Here is a 26880-nt window from a genome sequence, read left to right as displayed (position 1 = left end):
GTTATGCTTCCTTTAAAAACTGTGCGGCGTCATCTGGTTGAAAGACATTCAGTCGAGCGCTGGCGTTAATATCTGCGGCAAATAGCTCGCCATCAAAAGCACTTAGGCCATTTTCCGCTTGCATGTTGCGTGTCACTTTTAGGGTTAGCGTTGTGCCAAGCGGAAAATACTCACAATCACTGCTGTACTTGCGTGTGCCCAATAAAAAGCCAATTTTGGGCTCTCCACCTTGAGTACGCTCTTGATAACCCGCGTAAGCGCCTATTGCCTGAGCAAGGTATTCTAAACCGACCCAAGCGGGTACGCCATTAGGCTCCGCAAAAGTAGCGTGTTCGTTTATGTCCACCTCGGCGACTAAGGTGTCGCCCTCGACTTGAATAATGCGGCTAAGTAGACTCATGCGTCCTGAATGAGGTACTAGCTCCTCAACGCTGTATGTTTGCATTAGGAAATCCGTTCTAAAATAAGAGAAATGTTATTGCCACCAAAGGCAAAGGAATTACTGAGCGCGTATTTTGTAATCTGCTCTGAGGCCGCTGGCACAAAACTTAGGGCGGGTAGCTCTGGATCAGGTATACCATCCCAAATATGCACTGGCTGAAAGTTATGTTGCAGCGATAGCATGCAGATAGCCGCTTCTAAAGCTCCTGCAGCACCTAATGTATGGCCCGTAAAAGGTTTAGTTGAGCTGCAAAGTGTGCTTGATGGGAACAGGGCATTGACAGCGATAGATTCCATTTGGTCATTTAGCGGCGTAGCCGTACCATGCAAATTAATGTAACCCACTGCATCGGCTTGAATACCGGCATCAACCAGAGCGCAAGACATACTTCGAATGGCTCCTTGTCCAGATGGATCAGGGGCTGAAATATGGTGGGCATCTGAGCTTTCCCCAATACCGGATAAAGCAATGTCACTGGGTTCGGCTGTCACGAGAAAAAGCGCACCGCCTTCACCGATATTAATACCATCGCGGTTAGTACTGAATGGATTACATGGCTTTGCACTCACCGCTTCTAGAGATGAAAACCCTTGTACGGTTAAACGACACATGGTGTCGACGCCACCGGCAATAACGGCATCACATACTCCTGATCGAATCAGGCGGCGAGCCGATGCAAGCGCTTTAGCTCCAGAAGAACATGCCGTTGAGATGCCGAAAGACGGACCGGTTAACCCAAATGCTTGCGCGAGAAAGTCTGCAGGGGCGCCCATCTCTTGGAGGCGGTAATGATACGCATCGGGCAGTGAACCTTCTTCTACGAGCGTGCGCATATGTGCTTCACTTTCAGCAATACCTGAAGTAGATGTGCCGATCACAACGCCAATTCTGTCAGCGCCAAACATCTCGATTGCGCTTTCAATCTCTGATTGGAACTGTTGGGCAATATGCCAAGTGACTTGATTGTTACGACTTTGCCACTTTGCATCTTGTAAGGGCAGCTCTGGTAGTCGTTGTTGAATCATACCAAGTGGCAGTGGCTCGCCGTTATGATAAGCGTTACTTAGGCAAAGCTCTGTTTGTCTTTGGTGTAAATTCTCTAGGGTCGCTTGTTGTCCATCACCTAGAGCGCTCAGCATACCCATAGCATTTAGATAGCATTGTTTCATTCGCGCAATGGCTCCGTTTCAAAAGTGTTGATGGCGACTTGATAGTTCCCCATTTTGTGTTCTATGACCGTGTTGTTTGCGGATTTCGTTACGACAAAATATGGGATGCCATAATAATACCCTATGCGTTTGTTATCTTGAAAAAGCAACGTCCAGCCATTCTCTGCAAGATAACCTTCTTGCAGTGATATTTCGGGCCATAGTGCAAATTGCATCATGCTGAATATTTCCTTTTCGGGCAGCTCTTGTCCTGATAAATTTTGACTTTGCCAATGCTGCCCATCAAATGACTGATTCAGAAATGGCTGTCCAGCTAAAGTCAGCGCAACCATGTTGATTTGTTTGTGAGTGATCCGCAGTATCGCAATAAAACTGTTGTTCTGCTGTGAGGTGGTTAAGGTCAGATGTTGTTTTAAAATCTGAGGGGCTAACTCAGTCGATGGCGCCAGCAGAACTGGAGTAGGTGCCTGGTGCTGCTCCCTAGGAAAGAGACTGCACGCACTGATCGTCAAACAGAGAACAACTAAGTTGAATAGTTTCATTACTTTTGACATAGCTGAGCTAACACATGAAGACGTTTTGGTGTTTTTACGTATGGGTTATCCGTATCCCAAGCGTAGCCGGCTAAAACGGAGCTGATCATTTCTTTGATAGCTGGGCTTTTCTGTTCTGTAAAAATGACGCTCTGCAAGCTTCCATCATACCAACCCTCCACGAAGGTTCGGAATGTGTTGATCCCCAACTTTAGCGGCTGTTCGTATTCGTTTGGCCAATCTACTTGTTGGCCACGTAATTGTTTGTCTAAGACGGTTGAGGCGAGGGATGCGGATTTAAGAGCAATGGTGACGCCAGATGAAAATACTGGATCTAGAAACTCCCCAGCGTTCCCGAGAAGAGCAAAATGCTTCCCTGACATTTGGGTAACATCAGACGAGTAGCCGGCCAGCTTCCCTACGGCGGTATCAAATTGAGCTTCTGTTAAGCTCTCGCACATTTTACCTGTTTGCTTTATGAAGTGCTTCAGTATCTGGTCGTCTTCTTGGTCTTGATGCTGTTCGTAAACCGAACGCGGCAGAACGACGCCAACTGAGGCACGACCGTTGCTAAATGGAATTAGCCAATACCAAATTTCGCTGTTTTCAGGGTGTACAGAAATCAGGATTTTATTGCGGTCAAAGTCTTTTAAGCCAATGCGATCCTCAACATGAGTAAACAAAGAGACCCGGGTTGATAGAGAGGATGCTTTCTCTAGATTTAACAGCTTGGGTAGGACTCGACCAAAGCCACTGGCATCTAGCACAAATTTAGTGGTGACATCGTATTCGTTGTTTTGATCGTCAGTCACGTGGAGTTGGACGGTGTTTTCATCTAACTCTGTATAGGATTCGACGGTGTGTCCATAGCGAATTTTTGCTCCCTCTTTCGCTGCACAGTCGGCAAGAATTTTATCAAATTGCGCGCGTTGAACTTGATATGTCGTTCCCCAGCCTGACGAGAATTTTTCACGGAAGTCGAAGAAGTCATATTGTTCTTTTTTGGCAAAAGCAGCTCCATTTTTGAATTGAAACCCTGCTTCAATCACGGCTTGTAACATGCCTGCTTGTTGTAAAAACTCCATACTTTGCGGTAGCAGGCTTTCTCCAATTGAAAAGCGTGGAAAAAACTGTTTTTCCAGCACTAAAACATTATGACCGCGGCGCGTTAGATTGGCGGCTGCGACGGCGCCAGACGGGCCCGCGCCAATAATCACCACATCAAAACTTCCGTTTGCGCTATGCATTTCGACTTTCTCCATAAGAAATGGGCTGAATAAAGGGGGTTAGCAGCCACACAAAAAGTAATCCAGGTAAAACAATAACACCGAAGTGATACAGCACAGGCGTTTCGCTTAATACAAGTAAGCCAAACGCCAATAAGCTGGTAAGCGTTGAAAGGGAGACCGCGATCCAAGTATGAGCACTGCCGTGGGATTCTTTGATAAAAATACCCATATCCAGACCGATACCAAACACCAACATGAGGGCAACGATGTTAAACAAGTTGTAGCCACCATTGAGTAGAGTCGCGAGGGCGAATGCCATGATAGAGGCGCTTAACGGGGGCAAAATAATTTGCCAGAGCTGCTTACGATAGCGCAGCAATAAGACGCTTGAGACAACGAGATAAGCGATCACAAGACACATAGTGAGCTGTGTCCGATAACGTGCAAGGGTATCGCTAATATCTGCTATAGGGTCAATATACTCGACTAAGTTTGTATGCGAGGCAAGCTCTTGTAGTTGGCTCTTGGCGGCTTGGCTGAACTTGCCTTGGATACGTATAACGCTGGAAATATGACCGTCTTTATGTCGAATCAATTGGCTACTTAACATGTGCCCTAATGGGGAGGTTTGCCATTCAGAGAGGGTCAAGATTGTGTGATTCTGATTAAAGGACTGCTGCGCTTCCTGTTTGATGAGAGCCGATGCACCAATTTTATTCATAAATGGGGCTAACTGAATTCGATACAATTCGCTAACTAACGTGATGTTACGGTGCTGTTGTGCTTGAGAGGGCAATGATTGACTGATACTGAGGTAATTACCGAGATCACCTTCAAAGCGCAGACGATCCAAAGTTAAGCGAACCTGCTCCTCTCTTTGTAGTAGCGCTTCAATCCCCGTCGCCGTGATTAATAGGAAGGTGCTCTGGTAGCCATTCCCCATTGCTTGTTGAACAGTTCGGTCTTCATTAAGTAACTGAATAGGAGAAGTCTGAAGCGTATCTAAGTCATCTTTAGCGGAAGAGCAGTAAATAAATACGCTGCCAATAACTGAAAGAGTGGTAGCAGCGAAGACTGCTTGCAGATGTCGCTTTGAAGAGTAAACAGGCGTAAGGCGCTGGCACATATCAATAATTGATGGATGTAACCGCATGTTAGACAGATTGGAGACCAGCGGCAGCCAGAATAGAACGGTTAACCATGAGGCAACGAGACCTATGCTAGCAAACAAGGCAATTTGGCGAAGCCCGGGGAATGGTGTTAAAGCGAGGCCTGCGTAAGCTAATACACTTGAAATTAAGCCTAGCAATAGACTGACAAATAGTGACTTAGTTAAACGGTTCTCTGTTTGCCCCGATTGGGCACAGACATAATGCATTGAGTAGTCTACAGCGACGCCAACGAGACCTGCGCCAAAGGCAAAAGTGATCAAGTGTACACTAGGAAATATCAGCGTTGTGATTGCCAGAGCGACCATGGCTCCGACACTAATAGGCACTAAGGTATAGAACAGCGGTTTTAGACTACGGAAGGCAGCTAAAATCAGTAATACAATGCCAAGAACAGAGCCAACGCCAATGCTCGAAATTTCTTGTTTTGCTTGGTTAGCTCCATAGCTTGCATGAATCACTACCCCCGACATTTTTACGGTTACTTGATTAGCTGAGGCATAGTCTTTCACCTGTTGAAGTAGTGGCGCTAATTGACTTTGTGTGGACAATGAAAATGCATTTTCTGATAAACGATAAAATAAAACAAAAGCCGGTTGAGGTGTAGATGATAGTCGGAATAAGCCTTGCTGAGTTTTTATGTTGCTACTGAGAACACTGTCTTGCAAAAAGCTGCCATAAAGGCCAAAAGGGTCGGCTTTTAAATCAACCGGTGCGCTGGCAACGGGATTAAATAATTGTCCTAGAGCGATATCAGATTGTTGTTGCCATTGACCGTTTTCAAGTCGTCGCTTCACTTGATCGCTGAGTACGCTAAAACGGAATTTAGGGTTGAGAGACTGCTGCTGTAAATGCTCAGGAGATTGCTCAAGCAGTATAGGTGAGTCCGCTAAAATAGACTGAATATTAAGGGTTGCTGTACGCGCTTTCTCGACTTCAGGGTGCAGAATCATTAACGTCAATAATTGCCCCATGGCATCAGACTGAGACTGCATAGCCGCCGCGCTGTAAGGGCTTTGTTCGGACTGAGGTAAGAGTGCCATAATACTCGATTCAAAGCTTGGCCCTTTATGCCATGCAAAAGAGCACACTCCGACTACAATCGTTAACCAAATAAACGCTACCGCTTTACGCATGGTTAATGAGAACCCTCAGATAATAGCCCTGAAAACTGAATGGAAGTGGAGTTGCCATTGACCTCCATTAATTCAACCTGCTGCAAAAAGTCTGTTCCTGAGAGCGTGACTTGATTTATCACCTGAGCGATATTGGCGTCACTTGGCGTTAGCTCTGCTTGCCATTGTCCCTCAGAAATACTCATCTCAATATTGAAATAGGCTTGAAGCAGATCCCAGTCAGCAGTCATCACACCAAAAAACAAGTCAGAAAAAACCTGTACTACAGGATTGTTTTGACTATCTAAGACGGACACTTGTTGTCCATTTTGAGCTGTAATAATTTGGTTAGGGGTAAGAGTAAGTGTGTTTTCAATTGGCGCTAAGGTATGCCAAGAAATTTCTTGCTCGGCAATGTAGGCAAAAGTGCCAGAAGACTTAAGTGATGTATCTACAGCCGCTAAGTATTTTTCTTGATCAAAATGCCCTGACAGTTGTTCTGGAGTGTGCAGTAATTCTTTGAGCTCGTCTACTGAAGCTGCCCAGATAGCATGGCTAAAAAATATCAAAAAGAGAATCGCTGACTTCATACGCTGACGCCTAGTTTATCTAACAGGATTTGTGGGGAAGCGAACTGCATCTCACCGTTCGCAGCATCAACTGCTACTTGTACAGTGTAGGCTTTGGTTAAGCGTTGACCGGATTCACTGTCAAATAATGTATAAGCGATTTTGAGTCGATTTTCCCACTCTATTACTTTTGCTAGAACGCGGATCTTCTGCTTGAAGCGCAATGGCTTAGCGTAGCGAATATTTAGTTCAATAACAGGCCAAACATAGCCAGTCTGTTCCATCTCATCGCAATTGTAGTCGATGGATTCTAGTAATGCACAACGGGCAATTTCTAGGTATTTTACGTAATGGCCATGCCATGCAATGCGCATGACATCGACATCATGAAATGGAATTTCTAACTCGATTTCATGTTCTAACATGGCTATTAATGTCCTTTTTTATGAAGTTTGGTGCGACTGTTTAGTGGTTCGATATGCCAAAAGTCATAGAAATTGAACCACTGTAAGGGTTGCATAAGACAATAATGTTCTAGCCGTTTTGCATAATCATACACAGCATTATTGAGAAGCTGATCTCTCGCTTTTCGAGGAGCGGTTAATTGTTCGGCAAAAAGCTCAATGTAAATGTGGTATTTGGCTTCTTGTTTCAAGCAGAACATTAAATAGACTGGGCACTTCAGTAAATTAGCGAGAATAAACGCTCCTTGAGGGAATGGGGCTGGCTGCTGTAGGAAAGGCACCACAGTCGTTCGTGCGTTACTTTGCACAGGCGTGCGATCTCCCGCAATGACGATGAATTCACCTTCTTCAATACGCTCAGATAAAGTCATAGCGGTTGCTGGTGACATGTCAGTCACTTGCATCATACGAATATTGGCGCTGGCATTTGCTTGCTTAAGCATGCGATTAAACTTTTCTGCATGCTGGGTATACACGAGCATTGTCACTTTGACGTTTGGCATTTGATGAGCCAGTGCACTACAGATTTCCGTATTCCCGAGATGAGAGACAACAATAATCCCTCCTTTCTGACGTTGCTCCATATGTTGCATAGTAGCTTGGTTGTGGAAAGCTACATCTTGCGGCTGTATATGCCCCATCCAGACCAAGAACTTATCCAAAAGCAGCTCACCAAAGGTCCAGAAATGTCGGAATGACGTGAGCTTTTCCGATTGCACTGGACATAATGGCTTAGCTTTTTTGAGATAAGCTTGTGACGCTTGCCGTGCTCGCTTATTGGCCAAAAAATAGTAGCCAATAACAGGAAGTAAGGCGACACGAAATACATTGCGGCCAAATAACTTATAGAAGATCAATAGGGTTTTCATACCCAGGATCGAACCGGCTTCGCCAATCTTAGACCAATGCTGCGTAGGCTTAGACACGGCATTTACCATGCAGCAATGCTGGTAAGCGTTTGAGCATGCCGAAAAATAGGCGAGTATGCATTGCTGAAATAAGCACGTTGTCTTTTAGCTTATTAAAGTGAGATACCCCATCAATAGGGTAATGTACTTTTGTTGCTCGATTCACGATCGTGTGACCTTCCCAAACCCAACGCACCAGAATTTCAGTATCAAACTCCATACGGTTGCCGCAGCTATGACGTGAAGTCAGCTCTCGGCAAGCAGCAGTCGGGTAGACGCGAAAGCCACACATAGAATCTTTGATGGCGAAAGACAACGTATTTATCCACACCCAAATATGGGTCAAATAGCGTGCGTAGTATCGATGTTTCGGGACACTTTCATCGTAAATTGGGTGACCTGCAATAATCGCCTTAGGGTGCTTTTGAGCTTCAGTCATCATATCGGGAATGTCCGATAAATTGTGTTGGCCATCAGCATCGACCTGTAAGGCATGACTGAAACCGTGGTGAAAGAGCTCGGCAATGCCAGCCTTCACTGCACCGCCTTTTCCTTGGTTGATGGGCAAGCGAATGAGGTTAACGTCCTGTGAAGCGTATTGTTTAGCCAAGTCTTTGAGTACGCTATGGCACTCAGCTGAACTGCCGTCGTCAACTAGTAGAACTGGATAACCATAAGAGAGCACGCTTTCTAGAGTAATTCCAATGGCGTGCTCATGGTTGTATACCGGGATTAAAATTGCAGGATTAAATTCGCTATTAGGCGAAACAGATACGACCACTTGAGTGAACTCCTTTGTTAGAAAGGTATTGGAAGGTCAGCTTTTGCGATGCACTGTTGTAACTTAAGGATAAAGTCACTTCTGTGTCAGGTAGGATGACATGCTGAAATTTAACGACTTCTAAACGTGTGAAGCGCCCTTCGATGGCAAAGTGATTTCGGCCAAAATGTTGTGCCCAATGGGTTTGAGTAATACCGGGTAGAATAGGGTGTTTGTCAAAATGACCCTCGAAATAGATTAGCTCCTTTGGGATGTAAAAGGTTAGCTGGACTTGTTCATCGAGAGTATTCTGGCTCAGTTCTACTGGCCATTTGACCTCTTGGTTGTCAAATAACGAATGTAATCGTTCCATAGAGAGTTTGCCTTGTGAGTTATAAGGGAGCGATGACAAAAAACGCCAGCGTCTTGGTAATAGCACTGCTTCAAAAGAAGAACGTAATACGTTCTTAAGGTGTTGGATCAGCGTTTTTTGTGACTCGCATGAGCGTATTCGCTTACCAGCGTCGGATAGCTCAGCGACAACAACGACTTCATCTCTTTTACGTGTTAAGACAAGTACCTTGGCGGTGTTGATCCACTCGGTTTGCTCAATCTCATGTTCCATTTTGGTAAGAGAGAGGCGCTTACCTTCTACTTTATGGATTCTATCCTGGCGTCCAAGAAGGCGGAAAGCTCCTGAGGTAGATACTTCTATACGGTCGCTTAAACGTGCGTATTTTGGCTCAATATAGGGGCCAGAAATCTCTACATGATCAGGGGTGAACTGCATGGTAAGCTTAGGTAACAATTGCCAATGCTCATTGTTATTCGCTTGTGAGCGCCAGGCTAAAGCGCCAGTCTCGGAGCTGCCGTAAATTTCATGAATAGGCGTACCTAACAAGTGGGCAGCGAAGTGACTGTCCTGCTGTGCTAAAGGCGCTGCAGATGAGATGACTTGATGGCAACGTCCTGCAACCAAACCCCAATCAAGTTGGTCATTTAAACGCTTAAGATGTGATGGTGTTGAGATTAAAACGTAGCTACTTAGTCTTTGAGCTTGGTGAAAAATATCTTCCGTGAAGGTGCATGCTTTGGTCTGAAACACGCGCCCTGTTAATAACGGCCAAAATAAGCGAAATGTGAGCCCAAAAAGGTGTTGATGTGGGACGGTTGATACGAGGGTGGTATGTTCTGGTATTGCCCAAAGTTGATCAATCGAGGCAATTTCATCCTCTATCATTGCAATGGTCTTTAGAATGGGCTTTGGTGTCCCTGTCGAGCCAGAAGTATATACTTCAATTGCCACCTGCTCCCTATTTAAGGGCTGAAATGGATGAGATTGTAAGACATTTAGAGGACATAAATAGGCTTGTTCAAGGTCGGGAAATTCACCGATAAAACCAGCGCAATTCGGTGTTAGGCGATTAATCGTATCTGTGCAGATATCGCTGGGTAAGCACGCTACACACTTTGATTGCCATAAAGCAAATAGAATGGCGATGAATTCAAACGTATCAGAATGATAAACAACCCATCGTTGCCCAGGTTCTAGTGGCAAAACCCCTCGCCATGCATTAACACGGGCCGTTAAGTCTGCTTTGTTGTAAGACGCATCTGGTGAACACGCGATGGCTTTATTTAGGGCTGAATCAAACCAGCTTGATAACGATAGCACGACAATCTATTCCTTTGCTCTCACTTTCTTCCTGACTAGCCATTCTGCGCCAGCCAATGTGGCGATCAGAAGGTAGGCAAGAAATCCGTTATAAAATGTCCAGATTTCCATGTTGGCCCAAAGCGCTGTGCCGAGCGCAATGGTGCCATTGAAGGCAAAAAACACGGACCATACTTTGGTGACACTACGAGTATAACGTACACCACTTGGAGGTAAGTCTGGCTCTTGAAGACGAGCTAGGCGTTCTACCATGGATTGCTGCGTGAATAAGCTGCCAGTAAAGAGGCCGAGTAAGCTCAGATTGACGAGCACTGGATATAATTTGACGCTGATATCTGGACCAAAAAATATCACACTGAAAAGCATAGCTACGGCAATAAATAAAATGCTACTGCGTGTATTAGCGCTTGATTTGTGCCTCAACCGTAACAATAAAATGAGCACCAGCATAGGAAGGATGAAGGTATTGCTATACGTTGTGCCCACCCAATACACCAAAAAAGGGTAGGCGATTGTCAGCAGCCCTAGAACCACCTTCAGCACCATTACTTAGCCATCAATTTTTTAACTTCAACGACCACATCTTGAACTGTTCTAACGGCTTTGAAGTCTTCAGGTTGTAGTTTTTTGCCGGTCATTTTCTTTAATTCGACAATCAAATCCACGGCATCAATGCTGTCAATGTCTAAATCTTGGTATAGGTTCGCTTCTGGTGTGATGTCTTCTGCAGGCAGTTCAAATAACTCTTGCAGAACCTCGGAAACGCGTTGGTAAATTTCTTGCTGGTTCATAGTGCTTACACGTTAGCTGTTTGGTGTTGTTGAACAAGTTTTGCAAGCGTATTAATGCTGGCGAAGTGTGCTTTAGTTTCTTCCGAATCGGCTTTCAATTTGATGCCATAACGCTGTTGCAACGCTAGGCCGATTTCAAGAGCATCAATTGAGTCTAAGCCAAGACCTTCGATAAAAAGAGGTGCGTTGTCTTCAATATCGTCGGTATCGATATCCTCTAGATCAAGCGCATCAATGATCATTTGCTTAAGTTCGGTATTTAGGTCAGGCATTCAGGTTGAGCTCCTTGTTGAAAAATGCTGCTAAATCTGATGACAGACGTCGTGCCGCAACGGGGAGTCGCATGTCAGAGATATAAGGTTGAATAGTAACGACTGGTTTTACTTCTAGTGTGAAGTGTACACGGGTCTTCGGAATTTGATACCAGCGGTCTTGTTTGGTCAGGGTTGACGGAAAAGATTGGATGACGACCGGCGTAATGTCTGCTGGAACACGTAACGCAATCTGTGACGCCCCACGTTTTAATGTGATTGGCTCATTGGGTATTGAGCGTGTGCCTTCAGGAAAAACAATCAGTGCATCTTGTTCGGCAATGGCTTCTCGAGCCAGTTCAATCACATTTTCATTTTCTTCATTAATGATGTAACCAGCCATTTTGATTGGGCCGCGAGTAAAAATATTACGCGTTAACTTACCTTTCACGACACAATTTGCGTTAGGAATTAGTGCGATTAGAAACACTACATCAATCAATGATGGGTGATTAGCAAGCACTAGTTTAGCGTTCCGAAGCCGTTCTAAGTATTTCGTTTCATAGGTAAGCACACCAAGGTATCGCATCATCTCAATGTAAAAGCGAAAGATCAGATGGATGAGACGTTTGGCTAAATAGGCTCGGCGTGACGCAGTGACTGGTAGACAACGTAGAATAGGGAATGCCACGATACTTAATGTTATACCGCCAACGCCAAATACAAAAAAGCTAAATGCAGTGGCAAACCAGCGCCAACAAAATTCAATTCTTGTAAACATAAGATGACGTGCCTAGATACTTTTAAGCTTCCATTGGTATGAAGCATTACTGTTGGAAAACACTACTTCGCTTTGCTGCGCTAAAAGCAGAGCCAGTAATGATTGGTAATCAGATTCGGTTTCTTCGTGACCGTCTTCTTGTTTACTGCTTTTTGAGAGACTTAGCGCCACGCCATTATCACGACTGATCAGTAGTGCGATAGCATAGGGAATATCACTCGATTCAGTATAGGGTTGATAAATCTCAGGGACAGGCGTATCACATATCAAACACACCACTTTCGGAAAATCTTGTAGCTGAGTGATCGCTTCTAACAACGCTATAGGAAGCATGTCTTGGCAGGCTGCCACAGAGGTGATGGGGGAGGTGTCTTTTTGTGCAATAGACAACAGTCCCGCAACCGCGTTATGAACAGCTAAACTAAATCCCGTTGGCGATAGGTCTTGGTCAGAGGCGATATTTTGTAATAATGAAAGTGTGAGATCCACATCACCATGACGTGATGCGAATACGAGAGGGGTATTCTGTTCAAGCTCTAGTCCGCAAAGTGAAGCGGCTGCCACTTTGCCCATCTTAGTAAAACGACGGCGTAGCATGGGAGAGATTTTTTTTAAGCCGAGCTTAATATTGTCTTCGTCGCCAGAACAAATTCTGCTTTCTAGCCAGTCGCTCCAATCCTTTTCAGAGGTCAGGCCTGGTGCTACCGCACTCCATTTCTCCAGCCTAAAATCCAACACATTAACCTCGTTAAAATAAGTTCCCTGTTAAAGAACACTGAAGCATTCTTTCTTATTTCTTGCGAAAAACTGGCGAAATTTTACCTGCAAAAGCAATTTATGCAATAGCTGAAAGGATTTACTTGTCTAATTAATGTTCTCTATAATCTGCGCTTCTTTTTTGTCATTATTTGCATGGAGGCATGCTTTGAAACAACTTTTTGTAATTTTAACCTCACTTTGTCTACTCTTCCCTTCGCTTTCCCAAGCGCGTGATACAAAACATATGCTGTCTATTGCGGACGCAATGCAGTCTGCTGACTTTCAAGAAAAGCTAGATGGTAGTATTAAACTGTATTTTGGCGACCAAACGCACGCAAAAGTGGTGAGCAAAGCTGGTAATTTCACGACTAATAAAAAAACAAATGCTGTAGGGAAAAGCGACGAACGTGCCTGTAACTGGGTATTTCTTTCTGCTTTGTTAGCTCTTCAAGAGAGAGCAAAGGCGGAAGGAGCAAATGCTGTCGTTAATATTTCGAGTTACTACAAGAAGAACAAAGTATCCAGCAGCTCAGAGTTTGAGTGTCATGCGGGTGCGATTATGGCCGGTGTAGCGTTGAACGCTGATGTTGTCACTCTTAAATAACCTTATCTAAGGCGTGATAAAGCTAGCATTACTCGATACGAGAATGTCGGATGAGCTGCCTGTTAAGTTACAACGGGTAGCTCTTCAACCGCAACAGTGGAGTTTTTATCATAGACTAAAAAGCGTGAAGCGCAGAAAGGAATACTGCTTTAGCCGATCATTGCTTAACCTTATCATCCAAACTCACTTACCAAGTATCAGTCTTGCGCGCAGTTACCAAGATACAGATACAGGCCCTCGATTAAACAATACTAATTACCATATTTCGATATCACACAGTCACGGTGTAATTGCTGTTGCAGTGGCTAGTGAACCTGTCGGTATTGATATCGAACATATCCAACCTCGTAAAAACTTAGCGGAATTAGCAAATATGTTTATGGCCCCAGAGGAGTTAGATGGTTTTTTGGGGGCGGATATGGAGTCGCGCTTAGTTAGTTTTTATGAAGAATGGGCAAGTAAAGAAGCTATTTTTAAGTCTTTAGAGAGAAAGCAGCAGTATGGCCTAGGTTTGTCAGATATAAGACAAATTGATTTTGTTCGCTCAGGAAGCCTAATTAGAACGACTTCCTGTTTAAACAACCAGTTTGTATTGTCTGTTGCTCTGAGAGCAGAAAGCCTTAGTTATTAAGCTAAGACTGCTGCAAAACCTCCAACAAGCGTACGGACTCTTCGTGGTTGATGCTGTGCGCTAATCCGTCAAAGGTGTCCAGTGTGGTGCTGGCGCCTAGTGCTTCAAGCCAGTCATGCCCTTGAATCGCGTGTTGAACGGGCATGACTTTGTTGGCGTTTCGATGTAGAGAATGGAGGCTGCAGTTATTACCAAAAAGTGAATAATCTTTTTGGAACCAAAACCGAGCAATAGATTCCTTATCGCCGTACTTTTATTTCGCGCCTTGTAAACGAGCTTTCAAACTGTCGAGTGCCGCAATCAGGGCGTCTTTGCCTCCTTGCTGGGTGAAGACATTTACGGCTTGCTCATTTAAACCGCCTGGCGTGCAATGCTCTGGTACTTGATCCGAAAAAGGCTGCTCAGTGTGGTTAAGAGCGGTGTGGTTTAGGCCTTTAAACAGCGCAGCATAATACCGTTGTGCACTTTCTTGTGGGGTGCCTTCTTTGGTCATCCATTCCGACAAGGTTGCTAATGATTCGAAATAAATGCCCATGGTGGCGCTGGCAACCGCGTAGCGATCAAACTCGTCTTCGGTTTCTGCGCTGATCACCGTCCCGATGGCATCGAATAATGTCTCTGCGGCTTGCTGTTTTGGATAAATAGCCGTGACCCCAAGACGTTGTGCTACGAAAGGAAGGGGAATGGCGCGGCAAAGCTCCACGTCAGTACCGAACCATTGCTGCAAGGTAGCATGAGTGAGCGTTGCAATAAGGCTGATCACAACTTTGTCGGAAGAAATCTGAAGTCCAGCTAGTACTTCTTCGGCAATTTGTGGACGGACGGCTAAAACAATGACATCGGATTGATCGATGATCGTTTGGTTATCGTCGAGTACCTGGATCTTGTCAAAATCCGCTGCCAGTTGTGACGAGATCGCACTGCTGCGACGACTAATCGAAACCTGTTCGAGTGTTAGTTCACTGTCAAACAAGCCGCGAATACAGGCATCAGAGATTACCCCTGTACCAATAAAACCTAATTTCATGTGATGTCCTTTTGTATGAAGTAATGGTATTTGTTATCTCACAGACGAATCTTGCAATTCAAGGCTTGCGCAATCGTTATGGCTTTGTAAAGAAAGCCAAATCAGTTTTGTCTCTGAGGAAGGATTCAGGCATTCAAGAGAACGCTCTGGCGAAGTTCGCTGACGTTGATTAGTTTGTAAAGACATTCAGAAATTAAAGGATCGGTGCATGAGTGCAACCATTCAAAAAATCTTCGCCAAGGCGTTATCGTTGTTGTTTTTCATTTTAGCGGCCATGGTCTGTGGTAGCAGTTTGATGACGGCGGTGTCGCAACATCAGTCTGGCCAAGAGTTAACCCAGACTCTTATTCAAGTGATTAACTCGAATATTATTGCCATCGCTGTCTTCGAATTGGCGATGGTGATCAACAAAGAATACGGCAACAAAAACGAGCATGATGTCATCATTATGCTGCGTCGTACTTTGCCCCGATTTATCAGTACCGTGTGTGTGGCTCTTTCCCTTGAGGGACTGATTATGGTGATCAAATACAGCCAAGCCGACATGGCGGGTAATCTGTATTACCCTGTGGCCATAGTCGGTAGTGCCGCGTTTTTGTTGCTCGCACTGGGTGTATTTCTGCATTACGTGCCTTGCGACACAGCCCCCAAAGTGACGGCTAAAACCGGTCAACCCGATAAGGACGAAGTGCTACGCTAGTTGGGCGCTTCGCCACTTTTTGCAATAACAGCTCTGCAGTGATGGCCGCTTGAGTAACACCTAAGTGCTGATGTCCGAAGGCGAAGCTCAAACATGGGAATCGAGGGTGCTGATCGATGATCGGCAAAGAGTCAGGTAATGTGGGACGATGTCCCATCCATTCTGATGCTTGCTCTTCCTCAGGAACGAACAGCTTCGGCAACAGTGCTTTGGTATGCTTTCGTAATACACTAAAACGCTTTTCGATCGGAGGTAATTCAGTGCCGCCGATCTCGCTCATACCGACTATCCTCAGGCCGCTGTTGAGCGGTGACATCACAAAGCGTCGATCTGCTGACAAAATAGTATGTCGAATACGTGCTTGGTCTTTAGGGTAAGTGAGGTGATAGCCCCGTTCCGCTTCCAATGGCACGTTAATACCGACTTGCTCAAGTAGGGTTTTTGTCCACGCCCCAGCACACAAACTAACATGATCAAATTTATGTTGGTGCCCTGGGATATGAACCTCAATATGCTGTGTGGCGGCTTGCAGAGACATCACCTTCTCGTTAATGAAATGACCGCCACGCTCTTTAAACGCCTGAAGTAGAGCTTGGCACACTTCGTACGGGTCGGATAAACGATAGATCTCTGGAATGTATACCGCATGGCTTAGTTGCATAGAAAGTTCAGGTTCTAGCTCTGCTAAGCGCTGCCCTTCCACCACTTCACAAGGCACATTATGTTGTTGCAGTTTGCTTGCAAGCTGGTGTGCTGCCACCTTCTGACGATCGTTTTCCCAAACCACAAGATTACCTGCTCTAATCAATAAATGCTCTTGGCCGATATCGGCTAAGGTTCGTTGCCATGCGGGCTGGGAGCACTGATTTAAAGCGCTGATGGCTTGTGTGCCAAGAGCGGCTTGCTGAGCGCTGGATGCCTTGAGGAACTTCGCATACCAAGGTAAGGCTTTGATCAAATACTTAAACGGAATACACACAGGTCCATCGGGGTTTAACCATAGCTTAGGCGCATTGCGCACCGTCGCAGGGGTTGCTAGAGGCTCAATGACTTCGGTGGCTAGGTAGCCAGCATTACCAAAAGAGGCAGCACGCCCTGGTTCATTACCATCTAATAAGGTGACTTGGTAGCCTTGGCGTTGTGCTTCCAGCGCCACGCATAGTCCCACCACTCCCGCACCGACGACGGCATAGGTAGGCTTGCCCTGCGACTGAGATAAGGAAAACGGGGTAGCAGATAATGAGGCACTCATAACAACTCCTTTGGCACAGATTAACGGGTCGCTTCAAACGCCATAATGGCAGCGGCAAGGTCTTCACGAGAGTCGCCTACCGATTTGAATACAGTAATCGCGTCTTTGGCATTTGCCAATGCTTGGCGGCCCTTATGTTGTGTCGAGCACAGTTCAGTCAATTCCGCGACGATGTCATCTGCTCGAAAAGTGCCTTCGTTCATCGGTATGATTAAGTCTCCAGTTTCGGCTAATGCTCCGGCTCTCGTGTCGACAAATACATTGGCTTTTTGCAGCACGGCGTTATCGGCTTCTCGCATTGTTGGTGTAAAGCTACCGACTAGATCGATGTGACACCCCGGGCGCAACCATTCTCCTTTTAGAACAGGCTCTTTGGCTAAGGTCGCACAGCTAATAATGGCCGCTTGAGCGGCGGTGCTTGCGAGTTCCTGTTCTGTCACCGCCTGGGCGTTATGGCCTTGATCACGAAGATCTTGTGCGAATTGCTCCGCTGCGGCGAGGTTTCGATCCCATATCCAGATAGTTTTTATCGGTCTAACGTTCATGTGCGCAGGGACTAAGTAGCGCCCCATACGCCCAGCACCAATCATCAGCAAACTGTCGCTGTCTGGGCGCGATAAATACATTGATGCTAAAGCTGAAGCCGCTGCAGTGCGACGTGCGGTGATAATGTTGCCGTCCATTTGTGCCAAGGTTTCGCCTGTTTCACCAGAACTAAGAGTGTACAAGCTTGTAAGTCCTGGCTTGCCTTTCTCATTGTTACCGGGAAATACCGAGACCTGTTTTACGCCAAGATACTTGCCTTCGGTCCACGCTGGCATCAATAGTAGGGTGGCTTGCTGGGTGTTAGGTACATCAATGAAATGATGGTGGCGTACGGGGGAATGAACCGCTGTGGTGAAAATCGTCTGCAACGCCTTGATGAGTCCAGACCAGTCCAAGCTTTGGGTTAATTGCTCTGCGGTTAAGTACATGGTGCGCTCCTTGGTAAATTCATCGTTATGTTGCAGTCAATGCTAGCCTTGAAGGTTGCGCTAGAGTGTTCCGAAACTCTGCCGCTGTTGATCAAAGCTATGCATTTGCGAGAAGACTTGTTATAAAATGTAGACGGTTGGGGAGGAGAATATGCAAAATCATCAAAGTGGAATCCGGCGTGAGCTGATTGCAACGCAGCACGGTGAGCATGTGCATGATTTCGCCCAAATATTGATCGGCTGGCAAGGAAAGATGACTTGCGAGTTACCCCACGAAACGGGGGCCTTGTCCCGTGGTCGTTTTGCGCTGGCACCAGACCAATTACCGCATCTATTCTCAGGTGACTCCCAAGACTGTGAGTTATTGGTGGTGGATTTGTCCGCGGATGATTCGACGGTACGATATATTCAAGACAGCACGGGCGTATCCGTGGCAGACCTGTTTCGTCAGCAACACTTATTTTCTACGTTGCCGTTGGCGTCTTTACCTTGTCTTGAGTTTGCTGCAGGGCAATTGGGCAATGCTTCGCCGTTCATGCAGCAGCGCATCAATGCGCAGATGTTACCTATGGTTGTTTTGCAGGTGGCGGATGCCATGTTAGAACAAGATCGATTATGGCAATCGGTTCAACATCAGCGTTTTAACTCATCAGAGTTTCGCCGCCTGATTGATCAAGCTCCAGAACGACAATGGAGCAATGAATGGCTCGCCCATCACTTTAATATGAGCGAAAGCCATTTCTATACAGTCTGTCAGGCGCAACTTGGCTTAAGTCCACAAAAGTACATATTGCAGCGAAAGCTGCAGCAGGCGCAAATGCTATTGCGTCAGTCGTCTATGCCGGTATCTGTGCTGGCACATCGTTTTGGTTTTTCTAGCACCTCAGCGTTTTCCCGAGCGTATCGTAAAATGATGGGGCACTCTCCAGCGCAAGCCCGAGGCCGTCAGCACTAACAAGCTGCTAGGGTTTTTCCGGAATCGCGCTGGAGGGTTTAGCGGTATAGCTTTGTAGTACCAGACAGGCACCGATTAGAGCCATGCCTAACCACCCGGAGAATCCTAAATGTTCCCCGACGATGGTGACCGCAAAGATTGCTGCTACCACAGGTTCAAACAAGGTGAGTACGGTTGCTGTGCTGGCATGGGTTGTCTTCAAGCCGAATCCAAATAATACATAACCTAGAAACATCGGCACTGCTGCCATATAAAGTGCCACACTGATGTTATTTATCGAGGCAAGTAAATGCTCTCCTGTTAGGGCTAATGACGGTAGTAGAATGCAGGCACTCACTACAAACATGCTGCTCATTGAGGCTTTAGAATGAACGCCTTGCTCAATCATATGCTTACCGATCCATGCGTATAAGGCATAGGAGCCACCAGCGACCAACCCAAGAATGATGCCGATAACGGTATCCCATTGACTGTGAGCGGCTTGAGTTGGGGCTGCCTCGGAAAACGCCAGTAGCAAAATGCCGAGCAAGCCAAAACTTAAGCTGATTAACCAAGTTTTATTAAAAGGGTTCTTTTTGCTGATTAGCCATTCCAATAAGGCTGTGGCAAAAGGTGCGCTGCCGATGGTAACAACGGTGCCAATCGCAACCCCCGCTAAATGCATGGCGCTGTAAAAGGTTAGTGGGTAAACGGCAATGCCGAGTGCTCCGCCAACAACATAGGCTTTCAACTGCCATAACTGCTTGGCATCTCGCTGCAAGTTCTTTAGTGCTACCAGTGCTTGTAATAGGCCGCCAACGCCCATGGCAAAAGCTCCAATGGCCAGTGGGCTCATGTCAGGAGCGAGGCTAGCAACCGTGCCGGTCGTGCCCCACAAAAAAGAGGCCAGCAATATGGCAAGGTGACCAGTTTGGTGATTAACGTTGTTAATGGAAGCTGTATGCATGATTCTGCTCTCTGTGTCTTTATGAGAATTATCATATGAGAAAAAGACACTCACTATTGTGCTGAAAAGACGCTCTTGTAGACCGTTAAGATGGAGTTAATGGCGTCCAGACAGCTGGCTTGGGGATAATCCAAAATGTTGACGAAAGCGTCGACTAAAAGCGGATAAGTCATTGTACCCCACTTGTTCAGCGACTTGCTGGACAGGTAAATCGGAGTGAGTCAGAAGAGCTTTGGCTTTTTCCATCCTTAAACTCGTGATGTAGTGCATTGGGCTTTGCCCCATATCTCGCTTAAAAAGTGTCTTGAATTGGGTAGCGCTTAGGTGGGCATGTTGTGACAGGATGGTGATATCCAGTGAGTGTGCTAAATGCTCAATCATGTAGGTTTGCGCACGACGAATTCTTGGATCAATTTGATGCCCGAGTGTCTGCTGTGCCAGCAATTGCTCGAACAATTGAAACAGAGTTTGCTCGATATCAGGGTGCACTTGGTGTACGAGTTGCTTTTCAACAAACAGCAAAAAGCTTTGCAGTGGCGCGCTGATATCGAAGACCTGCTGCTCACTCTGAGTAAGGTGATCTGGCAGGCTATTCATATCAGCGACGACAAAACGAGCGGCTTCGTCAGCTTTAAAATGGTGCTCTTGTCCCTTTTTAATGACCACGCATTCTCCGACCGAAACGCTGCCACGAAAATTGGGGATCTCGATCACAATGGCGCCTTGTGTTGGCAGTACCAATTGATGATAAGAGTGGATATGAGTATCTGTGCGTTTGGTGTAGGCGCGAAGACTTAGCGTATTTTGCATGGTTTTATCGAACAATTATGAATAAGACGTTTCACTAAGCACAGATTTAGCATCCTGCCAGTTTTATTAGATATAAGTGCTGGTTATTAATTAAACAGTGTTGTGTGCCGATAGCTTCTCTTTGCATGGTTTCATGGAGTGACGATGATGGCAACGAGCAATTTGTCTTTTCAATCTCGATATGAGTATCAAAGAGAGGAGGTAGTGACGCGGCAAGCGGTCAGTGTGACACAAACTGCTGCGTCTACAGACGATGCAGCACTGGAGCTTAAAGCTCAAGCAGGTCAGCGCATCATTGCACAGCAGGAGGTGAGCTTTCAGGCGAAAACCGAAGAGCTTGGTCTAGACGATGCAGAGGAGAGCATTTCGCATGTCGAAAAGCGCTTTCAGAACATGATTTCGATCCTTGAACGGATGTTTGGTGTCAAAATATCCCTATATGATGCCTCAGAACTTGAAGGGAAAGGAGGCGACCAAAGTGAGCTTTCAGCCAACAGTGGTTCGGCACAAGGACAAGTACGTCAAACCGCCATGGCCATGCGAGAGTATCACCAGATAACGGAACAAGAGTCCAGCTATGTGGGCATACAAGGACGGCTTGAGCTCAATGATGGCCGATCATTGAATGTCGATTTTAGCTTGGATATGTCTCGTTCTCGCTACGAAGAGTTCTATGGTGAGATTTCATTCACAGGCCGTAATGTGGACCCATTGGTCGTGAATTTAAATGGTAACGCTGCACAGCTAACGAATCAGCGCGTTAGCTTTGACCTTGATGGCGACGGAGTTGAGGAGCAGGTTGCCTTTGCCAGCGGGGACTCGGCGTTTTTAGCCATTGATAAAAATAGCAATGGTAGCATCGATGATGGAACAGAGTTATTTGGCCCCCAGTCAGGCAGTGGCTTTGCCGACCTTGCCAAATATGACAGTAATCAAGATGGCCTGATCGATAGTTTCGATGATATCTGGCAAGAGTTGGTTCTAGTGCAGCGAGACGAACAAGGCAATGAAAGCTTGTTAAGTTTAAGTGATGTGGGAATTAGTGCCTTTGTATTAGAGCGCACCAGTTCCCCATTTAGCCTTTTCAACGACCAAGGTGAACGTACAGGTGTCATTCGAGAAACGGGTCTTTATGTCAAAGATGATGGCTCGGTCGATAGCCTGCAGCATGTTGATTTGGTCGTGTAGGGGGGAAGAGCGTTCTAGAATCTACTAAGCTAAAAGGATATGGCGCTTGCCAGGTTACTTGGGGAGCGCTGCATAAGTGCGTGCGACGGGTGCTCTGTGCTCGTTCGCACGCCATTATGTTGATTAGTCGTTGTTGATTGACGCCCAGCGACTTTCTTTGTGAGAAAGCTCTACTGCATCGCAAACAGCATTGACGGCACAGGCTGCACGAAAATCTGGCCAAAGAGGCGCATCTTGAGCAATCCCTTCCACTAAATCTCTTATCTCGACGGCTTTCATATCGTTATAGCCAAGCCCATGGCCTGCCGAAACACAAAAGTTGCGGTAATCTGGGTGTTCTGGTCCTGTTAGAATGCGACGAAATCCCTGTCTGTTCGAGGCATCTGTAGCGGTATACAGTTGCAGCTCAGAGAGCCGCTCTTGGTCGTAAACCAAGGTGCCTTTGGTGCCGGTTACTTCCAACCATAAACCATTTTTACGCCCCCACGCGATGCGTGAGGACTCTAAAGTGCCGATTGCACCATTGGCAAAGCGAACCATCATGTGTACCTGATCGTCGTTTTCTACCGCGCCCACTTCACCAGGTTTATCCGCAATCGGTCGCGTGTTATGTACTGTTTGTAGATCGGCGCAAACCTGTGTAATGGGAGCAACCAAATAGTGCGCCATATTAATAATATGAGACCCCATGTCACCAAGCGTCCCTGAACCCGAAAACTGACGCTTTAAGCGCCATGAAAACGGGGTATTGGCATCAGCGAGGTAGTCTTCATTGAAGGTACCGCGAAAGTGGACCACCTCTCCGATCTCGCCACGCTCAATAATTTCTTTAGCCAATTGAATGGTTGGGTTTTTTGTATAGTTGAAACCAACTAGCGTTTTAATGCCCGCTTGTTCCGCGGCAAGAGTCATCTCCATGGCATCTTGAGCGTTGAGCGCCAATGGCTTTTCTGAATAAACATGTTTTCCTGCGGCAATCGCCGCCAGTGCCATTTCTTTATGTAGGTGGTTAGGAGCACAAATATCTACAACATCGATATCAGGGTCGTTGATAATGTCATGCCAGTCTCCTGTTGATCGATGAAATCCCAGCAGCTTCGCTTGAGACTCAGCCTGTTCAGGCGTGATGTCTGCGACCATCTCACAGATAATCTGACGGCTAAGAGGGAAAACGGCAGCAGCGGTCTGAAAGGCTATAGCATGGGCTTTTCCCATGTAGCCAGTGCCAATTAAGCCAATTCTTATTGCGTTCATGAAGGTTACCTCGTTATTTTTATTGTCGTATTGTTCGTATATTAAGTTGCCAGTTTAGGGCTTCTTGTTATGTGTATAAGGTAAAGTTGCTGTGAAAATGGGTACATATCTGGAATGCAGGAAAACTTGTCTGAAATACTGATTGAGGAAATCAAAGAGGTGTACTTTGGCCAAGTGCACTATCCGGCAGGCGGCACACATGGACCTCGTATCCAGCGAGGCATTCAATTATTTCACCTGATTAGTGGTGCTGTGACGTTTGATATAGAAGGTCAGCTAATTGCGTTGAAACCAGGTGATATGTGTCTTTTATTGCCTGGGCAACAAGAGTATCACCGCTTTAGCGATACCGAAGAGAGTCAGCATTCATGGTGTCAGTTTGATTTCGAAACTAGGCCAGAGCACTTGAATGCATGGCTCAAACAGGGTCCTACGGTGGTGCAATGTAATAATGATATGGAGCGCTTTATGGCCCTTGGTTTATCGCTCACTCGAACTCTGGAGTTATCGGTTCAGCCGACATTGCAGGCTTTAGGGTTATCGTTGCTTCGTTATTTCATGGCCTTGCCTGCATCCATGAGTATTAATGAGCAGCACCTAGCCCCTCCTTCAAGGGCTATTCGTTCAGCATGTGATTATATGAAGGCCAATCTGAGCAAGAGTATGGGGCTTGTGGATGTGGCTGAGCACAGCCATGTCACTGTGAATCATTTAATTGTCCTGTTTCGACAACATTTAGGGCTGACGCCAAGCCGCTATCTGTGGCAGCTACGGACCCATCACGCTGCATTATTATTGCGGCGTACCAGCCTTCCGATTGCCCAAGTGGCGGAACAATCCGGCTTTTCATCGGCATTTCATTTTTCGCGTGTCTTTAAGCAGCATTATGACTTGTCTCCTAAGCTGTTTCGTTTTGCGGCTCAACAAGAGTCAGGTCATAGTTAGGCGAGGGTTGCCAATATTAGATATACCTTTATAAAGTCTTTGTGCTAAAACTTAGTAAGACCGTAAACCTGTATGCCGTTTTTTGAAGCAAAGGAGACCTCAATGGCCGCACTGAAGATACGTCAAAAGATTAGTCTAGGTTTGATTGCGATATTCGTACTCGCGATGGTAGTGGTTTACGCTGTTGTCGAAGGCAAAGTGAAATCGGATTTGATTGCTGAGCGTCAGGGACAAATAGATGTCAACCAACAAAGCCTAGTGGAACTGTTAGAGGCGACACTCAACCAAGTGCAACTGATGACCAGCTCTATTGCATTAACCGCGACACAGCTGCCAGAAGATGTAGAGATGTACAAGCAGGTGCTACCACCATTGATTGATAATCACGGGGACAGCAGCATCGCAGGGGGCGGTATTTGGCCAGAGCCCAACGCATTTACACCAGGAGTTGAACGTCGCAGTTTCTTTTGGGCGCGCTCTGGGAACGGTTTAGAACTCCTTGAAGATTACAATGATCCAAACGGTACGGGTTATCACAACGAAGGTTGGTACACCGCTGGGCGCAATGCTGCAATTGATCAATGTGCTTGGTCAGAAGCCTACACAGACCCCGTTTCGAAAGTGCCAATGGTCACTTGTACCATCCCAATCAAAGAAAAGGGCCGCTTCTCTGGTGTTGCTACAGTGGACATGATGTTGGATGGCATTACAGATATTTTGGAGCAATATGGTGCGGAGAACCAAGGTTATGTATTTGCCCTCGATGCCCAAGGCCAGATGCTTAGTTTTCCTAAAGCGGCAGCTACTATCGTGAATGCAGATGATAGCATTGTTACCGCAGACGAATTGGCACAGCAATTAAGCTGGTTAGCACCAGCGTTATTGGCGGCGAAGCAATCCGGAACCGGGGTCATTGAGTTAAAACATGATGATATTCTTGGTCAATCGGCTTTCGTTGACTTGATAAAAGAACCCAATACAGGCTGGACTATTGGCTTAGTTGTACCGAAAGGTGTGATGACGGAAGTGGCAAATAGCATGAGTCTATTTTTAATGCTGGCGTTAGGTGCTCTGTTGGTCATAGTCAGTATAGTTGCTTGGCTATTCTTTCAAAGTCTGCTGGCACGCATTGCTCAAACTACGGAGCAAATACAAGGTTTGGTGTCAGGCAATGTTGATCAAGAGCTTACCATCCTAAAGCAAGATGAAATTGGTGAACTTCGTACTTCCGTAAACGCTTACGGTGCCAAGCTAAAATCACTTTTAACTAGCATTCATCAGGAGTCTGCGAAACTGGTAGATGATGCTGGTAAGCTGAAATTATTTAGTAATGAGTTTTTGAGTAAAGCAAATAGCTTGAGTGACGAGAACCACATGCTAGCGGCTGCAACGGAAGAGTTCGGTGCTACCTCAGCAGACGTCGCTATGTATTCAAATGAGACCAAAGAAACAGTTGAACGAATTCATCAGGATGTTCGTACTAGTGGCCGAGAAATGGAAGGCGTGATTGAAACTATGCGCTCACTGGCTCAAACGATGAATAAAGCTGAGCAGAATATTCTTAAACTGGATGAGGATAGCCGTAAGGCGCATGGCATGCTAAGTGTTATTCGTGACATCGCAGAACAAACCAACTTACTGGCGCTGAATGCGGCGATCGAAGCTGCGCGTGCGGGTGAAACTGGACGCGGTTTCGCTGTTGTTGCGGATGAAGTGCGAAATCTGGCGGCTAAAAGTGAAAGCTCTGCAGTAGAAATTGAACAAGTTCTCAATCGTCTACAAGAGGCTTCAAAAGAATCGGTTGATTCTATGTCGACAGGCCAAGCGGAAACAGATAAAGCGGTGAACAATGCCGAAGCAACCGCTAGCCACTTACAAGACGTTGTGAGCGCATTCTCTCAAATTACGGATCAGGCGACTCAGATATCTGTCGCGGCTAATGAGCAGCAGAAGGTTTCCAATGATTTGACTGAGTTTGTATCGAGGCTTCAAGCGTTAACAAGCAGCAATGCGGACGACTCCAGCCGTCTGAGCAGTATGAGTGAGGAGATCGATGCTATCGCCAGAAGGCTAAACGAACTGCGTTAATCGAGGAAGACAATTATCGAAAGCCCACATTTAATGTGGGCTTTTCGACGATTAGAACGAATACAATACTGAGGCAGTTGTCTCCGTATCTGTGGTGTCTGTGTCAGAAGGAACGTCGGAAGTATACTCAACCTTATAAGAGAGCTTCATGGCAAGATTATCAACAATGTTTGCTTGGATCGATGAGATGGACTCGTTTACTGTGTTGCCGCCACTTGTGCTAATTTCGCTATTGAGCTCTTGTCTAAACAGTGAAGTAGGAGTGAAGTGTTTTTCATAAGTACCCGCTAATCGTACGAATGATCCTCGATCAGATTCTCCGTCTTCTGAATTTTTTTCAATCGCAAAGTCACGATAACCTACTCCAACGGATGCTTCGAGGTATGATCCATCTTCGTGTTGCCAGAATCGATTCCCGTAACCAGTAGAACCTGAGCCTTTACTACGGTATCCTGAAAATCGATCCTCCTCATAGGATCCGCGTACATACCAAAACTGCTCAGTATCAAACTTATAGTTAGCCTGAACGGCCCCTTTGTAATGTTCGGCGGTCGTATCGTCATCAGAGCTACTGTATAGCGATTTCAAACTATAGTCGGTGCGCCACTTTAGAGACTCTTGCGTTAGGTTCAAAGCACCATTTAAGTTTTGCGTATCCGTATTACCAGATGTTAACACCATGCCTAGCTCAGCGGAGCCAGACCATTGATCTTTATTACTGTCTAGTGTGATGGTGTCGGCTAGTGCAAAAGGGGCAGCAAAAGACGCTGCCAGTATAGAGGGTATTATAAAGGGTTTCATCGGCATCCTCGTTGGCGTTTCATTATGAATAATTTGAAATTATCACAAGCCAACTTGCTTGCCCGATAGGAGGAAATCAAGTTACTTAGT

Annotated in this window: 30 protein-coding genes; 7 read left to right on the top strand and 23 right to left on the bottom strand. The window is 46.0% G+C overall.

Annotated elements, in window-relative coordinates; translation table 11 throughout:
- Position 1: 1 nt before the first annotated feature.
- The 15 genes from ACXAC1_RS05525 to ACXAC1_RS05455 are packed head-to-tail and all read right to left on the bottom strand — an operon-like array spanning position 2 to position 12594.
- Positions 2-445: a hotdog family protein gene (locus ACXAC1_RS05525; RefSeq protein ID WP_475059676.1), complete on the bottom strand. Its 444-nt coding sequence runs from the start codon at positions 443-445 to the stop codon at positions 2-4.
- A complete protein-coding gene (locus ACXAC1_RS05520) occupies positions 445-1611 on the bottom strand; it encodes a beta-ketoacyl-[acyl-carrier-protein] synthase family protein (protein ID WP_475059673.1) in 1167 nt (388 codons plus the stop codon). Before ACXAC1_RS05520 ends, ACXAC1_RS05525 begins: the two co-directional genes overlap by 1 nt.
- Positions 1608-2165, bottom strand: a complete 558-nt coding sequence (locus tag ACXAC1_RS05515) for a DUF3261 domain-containing protein (RefSeq protein ID WP_475059671.1) — start codon at positions 2163-2165, stop codon at positions 1608-1610. Before ACXAC1_RS05515 ends, ACXAC1_RS05520 begins: the two co-directional genes overlap by 4 nt.
- Complete coding sequence (locus ACXAC1_RS05510) at positions 2153-3391, bottom strand: NAD(P)/FAD-dependent oxidoreductase (protein ID WP_475059669.1); 1239 nt, start codon at positions 3389-3391, stop codon at positions 2153-2155. The genes ACXAC1_RS05515 and ACXAC1_RS05510 overlap by 13 nt, the downstream gene beginning before the upstream one ends.
- A complete protein-coding gene (locus ACXAC1_RS05505; RefSeq protein WP_475059667.1) occupies positions 3384-5678 on the bottom strand; it encodes an MMPL family transporter in 2295 nt (764 codons plus the stop codon). The genes ACXAC1_RS05510 and ACXAC1_RS05505 overlap by 8 nt, the downstream gene beginning before the upstream one ends.
- A gap of 2 nt (positions 5679-5680) precedes the next feature.
- Complete coding sequence (locus ACXAC1_RS05500) at positions 5681-6247, bottom strand: LolA family protein (protein ID WP_475059664.1); 567 nt, start codon at positions 6245-6247, stop codon at positions 5681-5683.
- Positions 6244-6651, bottom strand: coding sequence for an acyl-CoA thioesterase (locus ACXAC1_RS05495; protein ID WP_475059662.1), 408 nt, complete (start codon positions 6649-6651; stop codon positions 6244-6246). Before ACXAC1_RS05495 ends, ACXAC1_RS05500 begins: the two co-directional genes overlap by 4 nt.
- A 5-nt stretch (positions 6652-6656) precedes the next feature.
- Positions 6657-7616: a lipid A biosynthesis acyltransferase gene (locus ACXAC1_RS05490; protein WP_475059660.1), complete on the bottom strand. Its 960-nt coding sequence runs from the start codon at positions 7614-7616 to the stop codon at positions 6657-6659.
- Positions 7609-8379, bottom strand: a complete 771-nt coding sequence (locus ACXAC1_RS05485; RefSeq protein WP_475059658.1) for a glycosyltransferase family 2 protein — start codon at positions 8377-8379, stop codon at positions 7609-7611. Before ACXAC1_RS05485 ends, ACXAC1_RS05490 begins: the two co-directional genes overlap by 8 nt.
- Positions 8357-10033 (bottom strand): ApeI family dehydratase, encoded by a 1677-nt coding sequence (locus ACXAC1_RS05480; RefSeq protein ID WP_475059655.1) that lies wholly within the window; start codon positions 10031-10033, stop codon positions 8357-8359. Before ACXAC1_RS05480 ends, ACXAC1_RS05485 begins: the two co-directional genes overlap by 23 nt.
- Before the next feature lie 6 nt (positions 10034-10039).
- Entirely contained in the window at positions 10040-10579 is a 540-nt protein-coding gene (locus tag ACXAC1_RS05475; RefSeq protein WP_475059653.1) for a COG4648 family protein, read from the bottom strand.
- Entirely contained in the window at positions 10579-10824 is a 246-nt protein-coding gene (locus tag ACXAC1_RS05470) for an acyl carrier protein (protein ID WP_475059650.1), read from the bottom strand. The genes ACXAC1_RS05475 and ACXAC1_RS05470 overlap by 1 nt, the downstream gene beginning before the upstream one ends.
- A gap of 5 nt (positions 10825-10829) precedes the next feature.
- A complete protein-coding gene (locus tag ACXAC1_RS05465) occupies positions 10830-11096 on the bottom strand; it encodes a phosphopantetheine-binding protein (RefSeq protein WP_475059647.1) in 267 nt (88 codons plus the stop codon).
- Positions 11089-11856 carry a lysophospholipid acyltransferase family protein gene (locus ACXAC1_RS05460; protein WP_475059645.1) on the bottom strand — a complete coding sequence of 256 codons (768 nt, stop codon included), beginning with the start codon at positions 11854-11856 and terminating at the stop codon, positions 11089-11091. The genes ACXAC1_RS05465 and ACXAC1_RS05460 overlap by 8 nt, the downstream gene beginning before the upstream one ends.
- A 12-nt stretch (positions 11857-11868) precedes the next feature.
- On the bottom strand, positions 11869-12594 hold the full coding sequence (locus ACXAC1_RS05455; RefSeq protein ID WP_475059643.1) for a beta-ketoacyl synthase chain length factor: 726 nt from the start codon (positions 12592-12594) through the stop codon (positions 11869-11871).
- Between the two features lie 187 nt (positions 12595-12781).
- On the opposite strand from ACXAC1_RS05455, the gene ACXAC1_RS05450 reads away from it, so the two are divergent.
- Both ACXAC1_RS05450 and ACXAC1_RS05445 read left to right on the top strand, forming a co-directional pair.
- The gene (locus ACXAC1_RS05450; protein WP_475059641.1) at positions 12782-13219 is read left to right on the top strand and encodes an excinuclease ATPase subunit; all 438 of its coding nucleotides are present in this window, start codon (positions 12782-12784) and stop codon (positions 13217-13219) included.
- Positions 13220-13262: 43 nt separating this feature from the next.
- Positions 13263-13850 (top strand): 4'-phosphopantetheinyl transferase family protein, encoded by a 588-nt coding sequence (locus ACXAC1_RS05445; protein ID WP_475059639.1) that lies wholly within the window; start codon positions 13263-13265, stop codon positions 13848-13850.
- Position 13851: 1 nt separating this feature from the next.
- Here the strand turns inward: ACXAC1_RS05445 and ACXAC1_RS05440 are convergent, their stop codons facing one another.
- Both ACXAC1_RS05440 and ACXAC1_RS05435 read right to left on the bottom strand, forming a co-directional pair.
- Positions 13852-13995 carry a hypothetical protein gene (locus ACXAC1_RS05440; protein ID WP_475059636.1) on the bottom strand — a complete coding sequence of 48 codons (144 nt, stop codon included), beginning with the start codon at positions 13993-13995 and terminating at the stop codon, positions 13852-13854.
- A 108-nt stretch (positions 13996-14103) separates the two neighbouring features.
- Positions 14104-14877 (bottom strand): pyrroline-5-carboxylate reductase, encoded by a 774-nt coding sequence (locus tag ACXAC1_RS05435; RefSeq protein WP_475059634.1) that lies wholly within the window; start codon positions 14875-14877, stop codon positions 14104-14106.
- A 208-nt stretch (positions 14878-15085) separates the two neighbouring features.
- Between ACXAC1_RS05435 and ACXAC1_RS05430 the strand changes: the two genes are divergently transcribed.
- Positions 15086-15577 (top strand): hypothetical protein, encoded by a 492-nt coding sequence (locus ACXAC1_RS05430; RefSeq protein WP_273106034.1) that lies wholly within the window; start codon positions 15086-15088, stop codon positions 15575-15577.
- On the opposite strand, the gene ACXAC1_RS05425 is transcribed toward ACXAC1_RS05430, so the two are convergent.
- Entirely contained in the window at positions 15537-16829 is a 1293-nt protein-coding gene (locus ACXAC1_RS05425) for an NAD(P)/FAD-dependent oxidoreductase (protein WP_475059632.1), read from the bottom strand. The genes ACXAC1_RS05430 and ACXAC1_RS05425 overlap by 41 nt on opposite strands.
- 20 nt (positions 16830-16849) lie before the next feature.
- On the bottom strand, positions 16850-17803 hold the full coding sequence (gene lhpI, locus ACXAC1_RS05420) for a bifunctional Delta(1)-pyrroline-2-carboxylate/Delta(1)-piperideine-2-carboxylate reductase (protein ID WP_475059630.1): 954 nt from the start codon (positions 17801-17803) through the stop codon (positions 16850-16852).
- A 151-nt stretch (positions 17804-17954) separates the two neighbouring features.
- Here lhpI and ACXAC1_RS05415 point away from each other — a divergent pair, with 151 nt between their 5' ends.
- The gene (locus tag ACXAC1_RS05415; RefSeq protein ID WP_475059627.1) at positions 17955-18758 is read left to right on the top strand and encodes an AraC family transcriptional regulator; all 804 of its coding nucleotides are present in this window, start codon (positions 17955-17957) and stop codon (positions 18756-18758) included.
- A gap of 7 nt (positions 18759-18765) precedes the next feature.
- On the opposite strand, the gene ACXAC1_RS05410 is transcribed toward ACXAC1_RS05415, so the two are convergent.
- Positions 18766-19704: a DMT family transporter gene (locus ACXAC1_RS05410; protein ID WP_475059624.1), complete on the bottom strand. Its 939-nt coding sequence runs from the start codon at positions 19702-19704 to the stop codon at positions 18766-18768.
- A gap of 96 nt (positions 19705-19800) precedes the next feature.
- Positions 19801-20514 carry a helix-turn-helix domain-containing protein gene (locus tag ACXAC1_RS05405; protein ID WP_475059621.1) on the bottom strand — a complete coding sequence of 238 codons (714 nt, stop codon included), beginning with the start codon at positions 20512-20514 and terminating at the stop codon, positions 19801-19803.
- A 144-nt stretch (positions 20515-20658) separates the two neighbouring features.
- Here ACXAC1_RS05405 and ACXAC1_RS05400 point away from each other — a divergent pair, with 144 nt between their 5' ends.
- Complete coding sequence (locus tag ACXAC1_RS05400; protein ID WP_475059619.1) at positions 20659-21702, top strand: hypothetical protein; 1044 nt, start codon at positions 20659-20661, stop codon at positions 21700-21702.
- A 123-nt stretch (positions 21703-21825) separates the two neighbouring features.
- Here ACXAC1_RS05400 and ACXAC1_RS05395 read toward each other — a convergent pair whose 3' ends face one another.
- Positions 21826-22956 carry a Gfo/Idh/MocA family protein gene (locus ACXAC1_RS05395; protein WP_475059616.1) on the bottom strand — a complete coding sequence of 377 codons (1131 nt, stop codon included), beginning with the start codon at positions 22954-22956 and terminating at the stop codon, positions 21826-21828.
- Between the two features lie 126 nt (positions 22957-23082).
- On the opposite strand from ACXAC1_RS05395, the gene ACXAC1_RS05390 reads away from it, so the two are divergent.
- Complete coding sequence (locus ACXAC1_RS05390; RefSeq protein WP_475059613.1) at positions 23083-23901, top strand: helix-turn-helix domain-containing protein; 819 nt, start codon at positions 23083-23085, stop codon at positions 23899-23901.
- Between the two features lie 102 nt (positions 23902-24003).
- Positions 24004-25989 (top strand): methyl-accepting chemotaxis protein, encoded by a 1986-nt coding sequence (locus tag ACXAC1_RS05385; protein ID WP_475059610.1) that lies wholly within the window; start codon positions 24004-24006, stop codon positions 25987-25989.
- Between the two features lie 51 nt (positions 25990-26040).
- On the opposite strand, the gene ACXAC1_RS05380 is transcribed toward ACXAC1_RS05385, so the two are convergent.
- The gene (locus tag ACXAC1_RS05380; RefSeq protein WP_475059608.1) at positions 26041-26790 is read right to left on the bottom strand and encodes a DUF481 domain-containing protein; all 750 of its coding nucleotides are present in this window, start codon (positions 26788-26790) and stop codon (positions 26041-26043) included.
- Positions 26791-26880 lie beyond the last annotated feature (90 nt).

This window comes from Marinomonas sp. AWM4_232, assembly GCF_056158325.1.
This window is presented reverse-complemented; position numbering and strand designations above follow the sequence as displayed.